This window comes from Pseudomonas iranensis, from assembly GCF_014268585.2.
GTDB classification, from domain to species: domain Bacteria; phylum Pseudomonadota; class Gammaproteobacteria; order Pseudomonadales; family Pseudomonadaceae; genus Aquipseudomonas; species Aquipseudomonas iranensis.
The window spans coordinates 2310977-2325960 of record NZ_CP077092.1 but is presented as its reverse complement, the minus strand read 5'-3'; the positions used below and the strand labels follow the sequence as shown (position 1 = coordinate 2325960).

Genomic DNA, 14984 nt, shown 5'->3' with positions numbered 1-14984 from the left:
TTGCTTCAAGCGATCAACGCTCCAGCAGGATCCGCAGCATGCGGCGCAGCGGTTCGGCCGCGCCCCACAGCAGTTGGTCGCCGACGGTGAAGGCACCGACGAATTGCGAACCCATATTCAGCTTGCGCAGACGACCGACCGGTACATTCAGGGTGCCGGTAACCTTGGTCGGGCTCAGCTCCTGCATGCTGATCTCGCGGTTGTTCGGCACCAGTTTGACCCAAGGGTTGTGCTGGCTGATCAGCCCTTCGATATCAGCGATCGGTACGTCTTTGTTCAGCTTGATGGTCAGCGCCTGGCTGTGGCAGCGCATGGCGCCGATGCGCACGCAGATGCCGTCGACCGGGATCGGGCTCTTGAAGCGACCGAGGATCTTGTTGGTCTCGGCCTGGGCCTTCCACTCTTCGCGGCTCTGGCCGTTCGGCAACTCCTTGTCGATCCACGGGATCAGGCTGCCGGCCAGCGGTACACCGAAGTTTTCGGTCGGGTACGCTTCGCTGCGCATGGCTTCGGCCACGCGACGGTCGATGTCGAGGATCGCGCTGGCCGGATCGGCCAGTTGATCGGCGACAGCGGCGTGCGTCGCGCCCATCTGCTTGATCAGTTCACGCATATTCTGCGCGCCGGCACCGGAGGCCGCCTGATAGGTCATGGCGCTCATCCACTCGACCAGACCGGCCTCGAACAGACCGCCCAGGCCCATCAGCATCAGGCTGACGGTGCAGTTGCCGCCGATGTAGTTCTTGGTGCCCGCGTCCAGCTGCTGGTCGATGACCTTGCGGTTGACCGGGTCGAGAATGATCACCGCGTCATCGTTCATGCGCAGGCTCGACGCCGCGTCGATCCAGTAACCCTGCCAGCCGGCTTCACGCAGCTTGGGGAATACTTCGCTGGTGTAGTCGCCGCCCTGGCAGGTCAGGATCACGTCGAGGGTCTTCAGCTCGTCAATGCTGTAAGCGTCCTTGAGCGGAGCAATGTCCTTGCCCACGGACGGGCCTTGGCCACCGACATTGGACGTGGTGAAAAACACCGGCTCGATAAGATCGAAATCCTGCTCTTCCAGCATCCGCTGCATGAGCACGGAACCGACCATCCCGCGCCAACCGATCAGACCTACACGTTTCATCGCAACTACACCTTCTTGAAAAGTGGGCCGCTGCTTTGTATTGAATTTCGCAGCGGGCCCGAGAGATTACAGATTCCGCAGCGCGGCGACTACTGCGTCGCCCATTTCCTGCGTACCGACTTTGGTACAACCGGCCGAGTGGATGTCACCGGTGCGCAAGCCCTGATCGAGCACGACGCTGACGGCTTTTTCGATGGCATCGGCAGCGTCGTGCAGATTGAAGCTGTAACGCAGCATCATCGATACCGACAGGATCGTCGCCAGCGGGTTGGCAATGCCTTTGCCAGCGATGTCCGGCGCCGAACCGTGGCACGGCTCGTACATGCCCTTGTTGTTGGAGTCCAGCGAGGCCGACGGCAGCATGCCGATCGAACCGGTGAGCATCGACGCTTCGTCGGAGAGGATGTCGCCGAACATGTTGTCGGTGACGATCACGTCGAACTGCTTGGGTGCGCGCACCAGTTGCATGGCGGCGTTGTCGACGTACATGTGGCTCAGTTCGACTTCCGGGTAATCTTTGGCCACCTGCTCGACCACTTCGCGCCACAACTGGCTGGATGCCAGGACGTTGGCCTTGTCCACCGAGCAGAGCTTCTTGCCACGAACCATGGCCATGTCGAAACCGACACGGGCGATGCGGCGGATTTCGCTTTCGCTGTACGGCAGGGTGTCGTAGGACTGACGCTCGCCGTTGTCCAGCGTACGGGTGCCACGCGGCGCGCCGAAGTAAATGCCGCCGGTCAGCTCACGGACGATGAGGATGTCCAGGCCGGCAACGATTTCCGGCTTCAGGCTCGACGCATCGGCCAGTTGCGGATAGAGGATCGCCGGACGCAAGTTGCCGAACAGGCCCAGTTGCGCGCGAATTTTCAGCAGGCCGCGCTCAGGGCGGATGTCACGCTCGATGGTGTCCCATTTCGGCCCACCGACAGCGCCCAGCAGCACAGCGTCGGCAGCGCGGGCGCGATCAAGGGTTTCGTCGGCCAGCGGCACGCCATGCTTGTCGATGGCCGCGCCACCGATCACGTCGTGGCTCAGCTCGAAGCCCAGGCTGTACTTGTCATTGGCCAATTCCAGCACCTTGACCGCTTCGGCCATGATTTCCGGACCAATACCGTCACCCGGGAGAATCAGAATCTGCTTGCTCATGCTTTCCTCGTGTCTTCAAGCGGTGCGCCAGTGAACGGCGCGCCGGGAAAAATTCTTATCGCTCAGCCATCAGTACGATCACATCGGTACTGAACGAGCCGTCGGCATCAATTTCGAAATATTCACCCACTTCGTTGCCCATCGACTGCTGCAACTGGCGGATCGCCGCGCGCATCACCTCAGGTGTGCGCATGCGCTCGACCCAACTGCTGTACTCCAGACGCAGGCGCTGACGGGTGGTACTGCGCACATGCAGTCCGGCCTCGCTGACCTGGCGCAGCCACTCGGCGGCGGAGTAGTCGCGCACGTGGCTGGTGTCGCGCAGCACTTCAACGCTTTGCAGGTAAGTGTCGAACAACGGACTGCCTGGTGACAACACATCAACGAACGCCGCCACCCCGCCCGGCTTCAGCACCCGGCGCACCTCGCGCAAGGCCAGACCGAGGTCGCTCCAGTGATGCGCCGAATAGCGGCTGAACACAAAATCGAACTCACCATCGACGAACGGCAAGCGCTCGGCAGGGCCGTTGACGGTAATGATGTTGCTCAAGCCGCGATCGACGGCAGCGCCGGCAACCACATCAAGCATTTGCTGCGACAGGTCGTAAGCCACCACCTCCCTGACCAGCGGCGCCACATGAAAGCTGACATGACCGGCGCCACACCCCAGATCCAGCACCCGCGCACCACCCTGCCCGGCCAGTTCAGCCTGTAGCAGCGCGAATTCGCTGCCTTGGGCGTGAACCGCGCTGCTCAGGTAAGCGGCGGCCTGTTCGCCGAATTGCTTCTGGACGACCTGGGTGTGCTGGGCGGTGCTGGTCATGGATCACATCCTGTAAGCAGTGTTATTTGAAATACATTCCCTGTGGGAGCGAGCCTGCTCGCGAAGAGGCCCGCCCTGACTACATCAATCCCGAATCAAGCGTCGCGAAACAACCACGGCTGACTAACCCGATGCTTGGCTTCGAACGTCGCAATCGCATCGCCGTCCTGCAAGGTCAGGCCGATATCGTCAAGACCATTGAGCAGGCAGTGCTTGCGAAACGCATCGATTTCGAAGCTGTACACCTTGCCATCCGGGCGGGTCACGGTCTGCGCTTGCAGGTCGATCTGCAATTGATAACCCGGCTCGGCTTCAACCTGCTTAAACAGTTCATCAACTTCTGCATCGCTGAGGATGATCGGCAGCAGGCCGTTCTTGAAACTGTTGTTGAAGAAGATGTCGGCGTAACTCGGCGCGATGATGCTGCGGAAACCGTACTCTTCCAGCGCCCACGGCGCGTGTTCACGGCTCGAGCCGCAGCCGAAGTTCTCGCGGGCGAGCAATACGCTGGCACCCTGATAACGCTCGGCGTTAAGGACGAAATCCTTGTTCATCGGCCGCCTGGAGTTGTCCTGGTACGGCTGGCCGACATCCAGATAACGCCACTCGTCGAACAGGTTCGGACCGAAACCGGTGCGCTTGATCGACTTCAAGAACTGCTTGGGAATGATCTGATCGGTGTCGACGTTGGCACGATCCAGAGGCGCGACAAGACCAGTGTGCTGAGTAAATGCCTTCATCTTTACTGTGCTCCTTGGATCAATTCACGAACGTCGATGAAACGGCCGTTCACTGCTGCCGCCGCTGCCATCGCCGGGCTGACCAGGTGGGTACGGCCACCGGCGCCCTGACGGCCTTCGAAGTTACGGTTGGACGTCGAGGCGCAATGCTCGCCGGACTCCAAACGGTCCGGGTTCATCGCCAGGCACATCGAGCAACCCGGCTCACGCCATTCGAAACCGGCCTCGAGGAAAATCTTGTCCAGCCCTTCGGCTTCCGCCTGCGCCTTGACCAGACCCGAGCCCGGCACGACGATCGCCTGCTTGATGGTCGAGGCCACCTTGCGGCCCTTGGCGATCACCGCAGCGGCGCGCAAGTCTTCGATGCGCGAGTTGGTGCAGGAACCGATGAATACGCGATCAAGCTGAATGTCGGTGATCGCCTGATTGGCGGTCAAACCCATGTATTTCAAGGCGCGGACAATCGAGTCGCGCTTGACCAGATCCATTTCCTTGGCCGGATCCGGCACATTCTGATCCACGGCCAAGACCATTTCAGGCGAAGTGCCCCAGCTGACTTGCGGCTTGATTTGCGCGGCGTCGAGCTCGACCACGGTGTCGAACTTGGCATCGGCATCGGAAACCAGGTCTTTCCAGGCTTCGACGGCCATGTCCCACTGCTCGCCTTTCGGCGCGAATGGACGACCTTTGACGTAGTCGATGGTCTTCTGATCCGCCGCCACCAGGCCGACGCGGGCGCCGGCTTCGATGGACATGTTGCAGATGGTCATGCGGCCTTCAACGGACAGATCGCGGATCGCGCTGCCGGCAAATTCGATGGCGTGGCCGTTACCACCGGCGGTGCCGATCTTGCCGATCACCGCGAGAACGATGTCCTTGGCGGTCACGCCGAACGGCAATTGCCCTTCAACGCGCACCAGCATGTTTTTCATTTTCTTCGCGACGAGGCACTGCGTGGCGAGGACGTGCTCGACCTCGGAGGTGCCGATGCCGTGGGCCAACGCACCGAATGCGCCGTGGGTCGAGGTGTGCGAGTCACCGCAGACCACGGTCATGCCCGGCAAGGTCGCGCCCTGCTCCGGACTGATCACGTGAACGATGCCCTGACGCACGTCGTTCATCTTGAATTCGACGATGCCGTATTCATCGCAGTTGTCGTCGAGGGTCTGCACCTGCAAACGCGAAACCTGATCGGCAATGGCTTCGATGCCGCCCTTGCGCTCCGGAGTGGTCGGTACGTTGTGATCCGGGGTCGCAATGTTGGCATCGATGCGCCAAGGCTTGCGTCCGGCCAGACGCAAGCCTTCGAAAGCTTGCGGCGAAGTCACTTCGTGGATGATGTGACGATCGATGTAGATCAGCGCCGAGCCATCGTCGCGCTGCTTGACCAAATGCGAATCCCAGAGCTTGTCGTAGAGCGTTTTGCCGGCCATCAGACGGTTCCTCATCAGCTTGTTTCTATGCCTTGGGCTTATCGATAACCCTTTGGCTTGTGAGGCCGATCCTATGGGGTTAGATTAAATAACTCAAATTCATATTTTTTATGCTTTCGATAACCAACTGGAATGCGACATGGACTTGGCTAACCTCAACGCTTTTATTGCCATCGCCGAGACCGGCAGCTTCTCCGGCGCTGGCGAACGCCTTCATCTGACCCAACCGGCGATCAGCAAGCGCATCGCCGGTCTTGAGCAGCAATTGAAGGTGCGCCTGTTCGACCGCTTGGGCCGTGAAGTCGGCCTGACCGAGGCCGGTCGTGCCCTGCTGCCACGGGCTTATCAGATTCTCAACGTGCTCGACGACACCCGCCGCGCCCTGACCAACCTGACCGGCGAGGTCAGCGGTCGCCTGACGCTGGCCACCAGTCACCACATCGGCCTGCACCGCTTGCCGCCTCTATTAAGGGAGTTCACCCGCCGCTACCCACAGGTTGCGCTGGATATTCAGTTTCTTGATTCGGAAGTGGCCTACGAGGAAATTCTCCACGGCCGTGCAGAACTGGCAGTTATCACGCTGGCGCCGGAGCCGCACACGCTGGTCAAAGCCACCCCGGTTTGGGACGACCCGCTGGATTTTGTCGTGGCGCCGGAGCATTCGCTGATCAACAACGGTGCCGTCAGTCTGGCGGACATCGCCGGCCATCCGGCGGTTTTCCCCGGCGGCAACACCTTTACCCACCACATCGTCCAGCGTTTGTTCGAAGCCCAGGGCCTGACGCCGAACATCGCCATGAGCACCAACTACCTGGAAACCATCAAGATGATGGTCTCCATCGGCCTGGCCTGGAGCGTGCTGCCGCGCACCATGCTCGACGAACAAGTGGCAAGCATCGCATTGCCGGGCATACAGCTCACTCGCCAGCTAGGCTATATCTTGCACACCGAACGGACGCTATCGAATGCAGCACGAGCCTTCATGGCTTTGCTGGACGCACAAATCGATCGGCCAGGGACTCCGGCCTGACTTGTGCTACTCCTATAGAGCCGCTCCTGTGCCTAACGCCACTCAGCTCAAGGCCCGCTGACAATGCCGAAATCTGTTGACCGAACTCCGCCGATGCCGCGAATCCAGGCTGTCGATCCGCGCCATTCCGAGCAGAGCTGGGAAAGCGCGCCGCAATTGCTCGCCGCGCTCAACGGCGCGCGGCTCGGTGCCTGGTATTGGGACATCGAGCGTGGGCAGATCAGCTGGTCGCGGGGCACCCAGGCGTTGTTCGGTTTCGATCCACGGCAGCCGTTGCCCGCCGATTTGGAATACCTCGACCTGTTGCCGCCGGAGGACCGCGCGAAAACCGTGCGCGCCTTCCACGCGGTCATCGCCGGCGCGCCGCTGGAGCAGGCGATGCATCACCGCATCCGCTGGCCCGACGGCAGCCTGCACTGGCTGGAGATCAGCGGCAGCCTGCTGCCAGACAAGAACGGCCGGCCCCGAATGATCGGGGTGATTCGCGAAATCACCCACCAACGCCAGCGCGAGCAGGCCCTGAGCAGTTCGGAGAAACGTTTCGCGACACTTTTCCACCTGTGCCCGAACATGGTTCTGCTGACCCGTCAGGATGACGGTCTGATCAGCGAGGCCAACCAGTATTTCGAAAGCCTGTTCGGCTGGCCGGTGCAAAGCGCAATCGGCCGCACCACCCTGGAACTGGGCCTGTGGGTGCACCCCGAGCAACGCGCCGAACTGGTGAAGAAAACCAAAGCCAAGGGCGAGCTGATCAGCATGGAAGTGCAGTTTCGCGCCAGCAATGGCCAAGTGCACGACGGCATCCTCAGCGCGCAGAAGGTCGAGCTCGAGGGCCAGCCCTATCTGCTCAGCACGTTTCTCGACACCACTGAACGCAAAGCCGCCGAACTGGCCTTGAAGGACAGCCAGGAACGCCTCGACCTGGCGCTGGATTCGGCGCAACTCGGCACCTGGGACTGGCACATCCCCAGCGGCATGCTTTACGGCTCGGCGCGCGCTGCGCAATTGCACGGGCTGGAGCCGATTCCATTCCATGAATCATTCGAGGAGTTTTTCGAAGGCGTGCCGGGCGAGGAACGCGACAGCATGCGCGACGCCTACCGCAGCCTGCGCGAAGGCCCCGCCGGCAATTATCAACTGACCTACCGCGTGCAATTGCCTGACGGCAGCTCGCGCTATCTGGAAAGCCGCGCGCGTCTCTATCGCGACGACAACGGCGCACCGCTGCGCATGGCCGGTACGTTGCTGGACATCACCGATCAGGTCGAGCGCGAACAGCGTCTGGTCGCCTCGGAAGAGAAATTCGCCACGCTGTTTCAGGTCAGCCCCGATCCGATCTGCGTCACGCGCCAGGAAACCGGGGAGTTCATCGAGATCAATTCCAGCTTCAGCCAGACCTTTGGCTGGAGCGCCGCCGATGTGATTGGCCACACCGCCGAGGAAATCGGCCTGTGGGACGCCTCGGCGAAAAGTCTGCAACGCATCGAACGGGTGATTCGCGAACAAGGCCTGAGCAACGTGGCCATTCTCGTCCAGCACAAGGACGGCCAGTCGCTGACCTGCGTGATTTCCAGCCGGCAGATCAGCGTCGGCGATCAGCCGTGCATCGTCACCACCCTGCGCGACATCACCCAGCAACAACGCTCGGAAGCAGCGCTGAAGGCCAGCGAAGAAAAATTCGCCAAGGCGTTTCACTCCAGCCCCGACGCCATCACCATCACCGAGCGCGACACCGGGCGTTATCTGGAGGTCAACGACGGTTTCTGTCGCCTTACCGGCTACCGCGCTGACGAAGTGGTGGGCAAAACCGTTTATCAGGTGGGGATCTGGGCCGAAGAGAAACAGCGCTCGACCTTACTCGCCGAGTTACAGATCAAGGGCCGCGTGCATCATCAGGAAATGCTCGGGCGCAACAAGCGCGGCGAGTTGCTCACGGTGGAAGTCTCGGTCGAGCCGATCACCCTCAATGAAACCGCGTGCCTGCTGCTGACCGCGCGCGACGTCAGCCTGTTGAAGAACGCCGAAGCGCAGATTCGTCACCTGGCCTATCACGACCCGCTGACCAACCTGCCCAACCGCGCCCTGCTGATGGATCGCCTGAGTCAGCAGATCGCCCTGCTCAAGCGCCACAATCTGCGCGGCGCCTTGCTGTTTCTCGACCTCGATCACTTCAAGCACATCAACGATTCCCTCGGCCACCCGGTCGGCGACACCGTGCTGAAAATCATCACCGCGCGGCTCGAAGCCAGCGTGCGCATGGAAGACACGGTGGCGCGCCTCGGTGGCGATGAGTTTGTGGTGTTGCTCAGCGGCCTCGAAGGTTCGCGCAGTGAAGTCAGCGAGCAAGTGCGCGCGCTGGCTGACACCATTCGCGAACTGCTCTCGGAGCCGATGTTCCTCGATGGCCAGCGCCTGCAAGTGACGCCGAGCATTGGCGTCGCGCTGATTCCCGATCACGGCTCGACCCCCACCGACCTGCTCAAACGCGCCGACATCGCCCTGTACCGGGCCAAGGATTCCGGGCGCAACACCACGCAGATGTATCACAACACCATGCAGAAAGCGGCCAGCGAGCGCCTGCGCATGGAGACCGACCTGCGCCTGGCGCTGTCGCGCGGCGAGTTCAATGTGCACTTTCAGCCGCAAGTCGATGCCCGCGACAACCGCATCATTGGCGCCGAAGCCCTGGTGCGCTGGAATCATCCCGAACTCGGCGCGCAATCGCCCACCGAGTTCATCAAGGTACTGGAAGACAGCGGCCTGATTCTCGAAGTCGGCACGTGGATCCTCGATGAAGCCTGCAACGCCTTCAAACAACTGATCGCGTTGAAACTGGTCGACCCGCTCAACTTCAGCCTGTGCGTGAACATCAGCCCCCGGCAGTTCCGCCAGAACGATTTCGTCGAACGCATCGAACACAGCATGACCAGCCACGGCCTGCCCTGCTCGCTGCTGAAACTGGAAATCACCGAAGGCATCGTCATCCAGAATCTGGAAGACACCATCAGCAAAATGCGCCGCCTGAAAAAGCTCGGCGTGAGCTTCGCCATGGACGACTTCGGCACCGGTTATTCGTCGCTGACTTATTTGAAGCGTCTGCCTGTAGACACTTTGAAAATCGATCAGTCGTTCATCCGCGATGCGACCACCGATTCCAATGTCGCGGAGATCATTCGCGCAATTGTCGCGATGGCCCGCAGCCTGGAATTGGAAGTGATTGCCGAAGGCGTGGAGACGCCAGCGCAACTGGCGTTTCTGCAAGGGCTGGAATGCCATTTGTATCAGGGTTATCTGCACAGTCGGCCAGTGGGGTTGGAGGATCTGAAAAAACTGCTGCCCTGAATCGGTGGTCGCACAGCCTGGCAACAGAGCAACAATTGCCACGGTTTGCGTCAGCCTGTAGGGTCGCGTTTTTTGCGCCGCTTCGAGATCAACCATGCAGGATGCATCCCTTCCCCGCCCGGCCCTGCTGGGCATCGACCTTGGCACCACCAACAGCCTGATCGCCGTCTGGCGTGAAGGCCGCGCCGAACTGATCCGCAACGCCCTCGGCGATGTGCTGACACCGTCGGTGGTCAGCCTTGATGAAGACGACACGATTCTGGTCGGCAAAGCCGCCCGCGCCCGCCTGACCACGCACCCGGAACGCACTGCCGCCGCGTTCAAGCGCTTCATGGGCAGCGACAGGCAAATCCAGCTCGGCTCTCGCCAGTTCAGCCCGGAAGAGTTGTCGGCGCTGGTACTTGGCTCACTCAAGCAAGACGCGGAAGCCTTTCTCGGCCAGGCGGTCACAGAAGCGGTCATTTCCGTACCGGCATATTTCAGTGACGAGCAGCGCAAGCGCACGTTGTTCGCCGCCGAACTGGCCGGGCTGTCCGTGACGCGCCTGATCAATGAACCGACCGCTGCCGCCATGGCGTACGGCCTGCACGAACAGAAGTTCGAACGCACGCTAATATTCGATCTCGGCGGCGGTACGTTCGACGTCACCGTGCTCGAATACGCATTGCCGCTGATCGAAGTGCACGCCTCCACCGGTGACAACTTTCTTGGCGGCGAAGACTTCACCGCCGCCCTGTTGCAGGCCTGCCTGAAACACTGGCAACTCACACCCTCAACGATCGATGCACAAGCCATGGCCAGCCTCGGTGATGCCCTGGAGCAGCTGAAGTGCAAACTCGGCGAAGGCGCGCAGCACTTGAGCTGGCGGTATGCCGAGCAGACATTCGAATGGGAACTGGATGAAGCCGCTGCAGTGAAAATATGGGAGCCGTTGCTGGCCCGCTTGCGCGCGCCGATCGAACAGGCTCTGCGCGATGCCCGACTGAAACCGCGCGACCTCGACAGCCTGGTGCTGGTCGGTGGCGCCACGCGCATGCCGGCGGTACAGCAAATGGTCGCCACGTTGTTTGGACGCCTGCCTTATCGGCATCTTGATCCGGACACCATCGTGGCTCTGGGCGCAGCGACGCAGGCAGCATGCAAGGCGCGGGATGGTGCGGTCGAGGAATTGATTCTGACGGATGTCTGTCCGTATACGCTGGGGATTTCGACCAATCGTGGCGAAGGCGTCAGTGGCGCGTTCTCGCCGATCATCGAACGTAACACGGTGATTCCAACGTCACGGGTGCAGCGTTACTCGACGACGTTTGCGCAACAGACTGAAATCCGGATCGCGGTGTATCAAGGGGAACGCCCGTGGGTACGCGACAATATCTTCATCGATTCTTTCGACATCCAGTTCACCCCTAGTGAGCAGCTGCAGAGCCTCGATGTGCGTTTCAGTTATGACATCAACGGCCTGCTGGAAGTAGACGTCACGCTTCTGGAAACCGGCGAACGTTACGGCCACAGCATCGACCGCAGCCCGACCGGACTGGATGAACAGGCGCGCAGAGACAGCCATGCCCGGCTCGCGACGCTCAAAGTTCACCCTCGCGACGCCCTGCCCAACCGCACCCTGCTCGCACGGCTGGAGCGAGCATGGATGCAAAGTCTGGGCGACGAGCGTGCGCGCATTGCCGAGTGGATGGACACCTTCAACACCGTGCTTGCCGGCCAGCAAGCCAGCGAAATCGCCAGCCACCGCTCAGCGCTGAATGATGCGCTGGATCAGATGCGTCTTTAACCGTTCAGTTGCCGTAAAGCAGCCTGCAACCCGCCGGACAACATATCTGCCCCACTGTCCGGCGGCACGCCATAGCGGTTAGGCAGTTTGTCTCCCGGAAAGCCGAACAACACCAGCGGCAGGAATGGCAGAAACGGCGACAATCCAAGAAATATCAGCAGTGTCGGTATGCCCCGGCCCATATCGTGCAACCGCCGTAGAACTGCCGCGAACAACAGCAGCACGCCAAGCAAAAAGATGACCATCCCGCCAATCGTCGTGCCCGTTATCAGCCCGGCTATTGGGGTTACCACTACGCATCCCAGGACCTGAGCGATGAAAGCCTTGCGCCCCAGCCGTGATCCGAGGCGCCAGAACGCTTTCGCTGGTACTGGCTGGACATCACTGTTGGCTAACAGCAACCGCTCCGACCACGACAGCAACGCGCACAGTGCCAAGCGCAAACCGACGCTGTTCTGCACGTCATCCTTACCCTGCTGCAGTTGCCGCAACACTCGCGTTTTCGGCACACCGGCAGCGCCGTAGCGAATCAAGCTTTTGAGCGCATCCAGCGCCTCATAGGCCAATAGTTTGTCGACACCGAAATCCGTCAACACCTTGCGCGGTGGCCACACCGGTTCGCCCTTGATCAGACCGTCGCGAAAGCCTTCGAACCAGTTATCCTCGCAACTGACCGCTTCAATCGACTGCAACAACGCCCGGTGCTGCTCGGCGCTCAGGCCTGGATCGTGGTAGAGCACGCCCCAGAACATCAACAAGCCCAGCAGGTCATCGCCGCACGCCGCACGGTCACTTTCGACGCAGGTGTAAAGCAGGGTATTGGCGGGCAGCCTGGCGCTGTCGAGAGCCTGCTCGACACTGAACAACTGTTGCACCAGCAAACCGTGCACAGGATCGTCACCCTGCAGCCAGCCGAGCAAACCGGCGCAATTGCCCTGCTCACGCAGCAAGCGCCGCAATAGCGGCTGCAGTCGGCTCAAAGGATGCGCAGGATTGAACGGCAAACGCTCCAGACACTGCGCATCAATCAATTGCAACCAGCGCTCGGGTTGTTCCAGCAATGCCAGAAAAAACACGGTTTGAGCGTGCCAATCCCAGATGGCCGCTCCCAACCCGATCGGCGGCAAACCTGTCGCGCGCCGACTCAACTGGAGCATGAGATCAAGCTCCGAGAGGTCATTGCCGTCTTTGACCGCACTCAGCTCGAACGCGTCGGCAATGCGTGCAAGCGCCGTGTCGCTATAGGGCCGTAAGCGCTGCAACCACAGACGACAAACCTTGTGCAGCGCACCTTCGGACAACGCGAGCGGCAATTGCGGTGAAAGTGTTTGCGAGTCAGTGAAAGCGCTCATGGCCTGCGCAACAGGCGCCTTGGCCAGCCAATGCAGATGTTGCCTGGCCTGATACTTCAGGCCGCTCAAAACCAGGCATTCCAGCGCGTCCACCGGCAGCGGTTCGTCGACAATCTGCTGCAACAAGGCCGAATCACCACGATGCAGCGCCCAGGCGTGCCGGTACAGACGCAGCAAACGGCTGTCGTGGTTTTCGCCGATCAACTGCGCGAGCAATGGCAACTCGTCGCCCGCCATGCGCCAATCAACAAAGCTTTGCGCCAGTGCATCAAGCTTGAGCCGTCCGACACCCAACCAACGGGTCAAGGTCTCGGGCCGTTGTGACGGACTGCCATACACTTGGCACTCAGCACCCAGTTCGTCCGGCCAAACGGCGCAGTCCTCCAGACGATCGAACGCCTGAATCAGCAACGGCAGAAAGGTCGGCTGACGCTTGGCACACAGCTCCAGCAAGCGACTCTCTGCCGCGGGATGGCGATGTTCGCTCCAGAGCCGAATCCAGCATGGAAACGCTTGATCGTCGTGCCCCAACAGACTGTACTGACACGCCAGCAGGTACAGCCAGTCGACGTTATCCGGCGCGGCATCGTGCTGTTCGGCACAGCATTGCAGGAACGTCGGCGCGCCCATCCCCGCTTGGGTGAACTGCACCAGCAACCGCTTGAGGTACGCGGCATCGTTGGGCAACGGCAAGCACGTGTGCCGACTGGCGAACTCGGCGAACTCGTGAAGCGGACGCTGAGTAAAGATGAAATCGAGGCTACGGGCATACCACAGCGACTCGGTCTGTGCCGGCTCTGACCAGGCGCTCATCAGATCCGTGTCGAACGGGTCGGGCGTCTTGATGCGCTGCAAAAAGCCTTCTACCGCTTGCGCATCGTCGAATGCCAGATCGAGCAATTGCTGGTCCCAGGCCATGCGCTGCGCCAACAGATTCGCACAACGGTAGGACAACGGACCGGCGCCGGACAGTCGGTGGTACAAGCCCCAGTTGAGGTCATCTAAAACCTCCAGTGACAATTCATCCAGCGTCCGGACGAATGCCTGCCACGCCGTGTGATTGAATCGTCGCGCGGGATCATCCAGCAGCGCACAGAAATCCAGGAAAGCTTGAGGCGCCCGAACGACATTGGCTTGTGCAGCGTCGATCTCGTCTCCAGCCTCTTCCTCCTCTTCACGGGCCAGACGCAGGGCACTCTCGTAGGCCATGCGTAGCGCTTGAAAACCTTCCGGATCGGTTTCCGGATGGTGCGCCGGCAAACGGGCGCGATAGGCGCTGCGAATCAGGGTTTCGTCAGTAGTCGGTTCAATGCCCAGTCGAATCCAGCAACTCATGACCAGTCGAACTCCCCAAGCGATGCCGGACGAGACGGCGGATCAATATCCATGTGCCAAGGCAGATCAGCGAGAAAGTGTGGAATGTTTTGCGCAAGACCTCGGGCAATCCTGGTGTTGAAAGCGCTGGTGCCCTCACGACTCATCTCGACCGCCAGTTCATCATCGCTTTTACTCATGCAGCACCAAAAGGTTCGTCCCACCAGAAAGCCGTTGAAGTAAGCCATCCAGCTGCCGTAATGAAACTGCGCCCTCAACGCCAGACGACTGTGCAACCAGTTGCTCTCGGCCAGATCGATCCATTGATTACGTACGGCGCAGCGCAACAGAAAGCCCATCCGGCCGTAATCCCAGGACAAGATGCCGCCGGGACCACAGCTGCCGAAGGTACGGCTGGCAAATTCATGCAGGACGCGCTCGCGCGGGCTCAGCTCATTGAGCAACGACTGCCATTCACTCGGCAGGCATCGCTGCCACGCCAGATAGGCCGCACTGAGGTGTTTGGCATGGCCGTCGTCGGTCATCCATCCGAGCATGTCGAACAACTGTTGCCGATCATCGATACCCCAACTTTCCTTGAGGTTGATGTAACGATCGTTGCAGAACGCCGGGTCGTCATACCCGGCGCCGGTGTTGAGCGCGGCCATTGGTGCGGACAACGCGCACAGCCAGCGCTGTTGAATCTCGTCCATGAAAAAAGGCTCCAGGCCGACCGCTGGGAAATGGGGGCCGGCAAAACTGCGCCGATTGTAAAGAGCCCCGCCAACAGCGGCAAACCCTGCATCGCTTTGACTGCGCGCACAAAAAAGGCCCCGACGTATCGGGGCCTTTCGTTCAGCGGCTCATCGCCGGTTCGGGCGATTGTGTG

Annotated in this window: 10 protein-coding genes; 3 read left to right on the top strand and 7 right to left on the bottom strand. The window is 60.7% G+C overall.

Features of this window, described 5'->3' with window-relative positions; genetic code table 11:
• Nucleotides 1-13: 13 nt before the first annotated feature.
• From asd to leuC, 5 genes are all read right to left on the bottom strand, one after another.
• A complete protein-coding gene (gene asd / locus HU724_RS10235) occupies nt 14-1126 on the bottom strand; it encodes an aspartate-semialdehyde dehydrogenase (protein WP_071171651.1) in 1113 nt (370 codons plus the stop codon).
• A gap of 66 nt (nt 1127-1192) precedes the next feature.
• Complete coding sequence (gene leuB / locus HU724_RS10230; RefSeq protein ID WP_016773933.1) at nt 1193-2275, bottom strand: 3-isopropylmalate dehydrogenase; 1083 nt, start codon at nt 2273-2275, stop codon at nt 1193-1195.
• Nucleotides 2276-2330: 55 nt separating this feature from the next.
• On the bottom strand, nt 2331-3098 hold the full coding sequence (locus HU724_RS10225; RefSeq protein WP_186565636.1) for a class I SAM-dependent methyltransferase: 768 nt from the start codon (nt 3096-3098) through the stop codon (nt 2331-2333).
• Nucleotides 3099-3193: 95 nt separating this feature from the next.
• Entirely contained in the window at nt 3194-3838 is a 645-nt protein-coding gene (leuD, locus tag HU724_RS10220) for a 3-isopropylmalate dehydratase small subunit (RefSeq protein WP_186565638.1), read from the bottom strand.
• Nucleotides 3839-3840: 2 nt separating this feature from the next.
• The gene (gene leuC, locus HU724_RS10215; RefSeq protein ID WP_041478531.1) at nt 3841-5271 is read right to left on the bottom strand and encodes a 3-isopropylmalate dehydratase large subunit; all 1431 of its coding nucleotides are present in this window, start codon (nt 5269-5271) and stop codon (nt 3841-3843) included.
• A 139-nt stretch (nt 5272-5410) separates the two neighbouring features.
• On the opposite strand from leuC, the gene HU724_RS10210 reads away from it, so the two are divergent.
• The 3 genes from HU724_RS10210 to HU724_RS10200 all read left to right on the top strand — a co-directional run bounded on the left by HU724_RS10210 (nt 5411) and on the right by HU724_RS10200 (nt 11429).
• Nucleotides 5411-6301 carry a LysR family transcriptional regulator gene (locus tag HU724_RS10210; RefSeq protein ID WP_042609424.1) on the top strand — a complete coding sequence of 297 codons (891 nt, stop codon included), beginning with the start codon at nt 5411-5413 and terminating at the stop codon, nt 6299-6301.
• A 63-nt stretch (nt 6302-6364) separates the two neighbouring features.
• The gene (locus tag HU724_RS10205) at nt 6365-9643 is read left to right on the top strand and encodes a PAS domain S-box protein (RefSeq protein WP_024012383.1); all 3279 of its coding nucleotides are present in this window, start codon (nt 6365-6367) and stop codon (nt 9641-9643) included.
• Nucleotides 9644-9737: 94 nt separating this feature from the next.
• Complete coding sequence (locus HU724_RS10200; protein WP_186565640.1) at nt 9738-11429, top strand: molecular chaperone HscC; 1692 nt, start codon at nt 9738-9740, stop codon at nt 11427-11429.
• Here HU724_RS10200 and HU724_RS10195 read toward each other — a convergent pair.
• Nucleotides 11426-14116 carry a DUF805 domain-containing protein gene (locus tag HU724_RS10195; protein ID WP_186565642.1) on the bottom strand — a complete coding sequence of 897 codons (2691 nt, stop codon included), beginning with the start codon at nt 14114-14116 and terminating at the stop codon, nt 11426-11428. The genes HU724_RS10200 and HU724_RS10195 overlap by 4 nt on opposite strands.
• Nucleotides 14113-14808, bottom strand: coding sequence for a DUF1266 domain-containing protein (locus HU724_RS10190; protein ID WP_016773926.1), 696 nt, complete (start codon nt 14806-14808; stop codon nt 14113-14115). The genes HU724_RS10195 and HU724_RS10190 overlap by 4 nt, the downstream gene beginning before the upstream one ends.
• Nucleotides 14809-14984 lie beyond the last annotated feature (176 nt).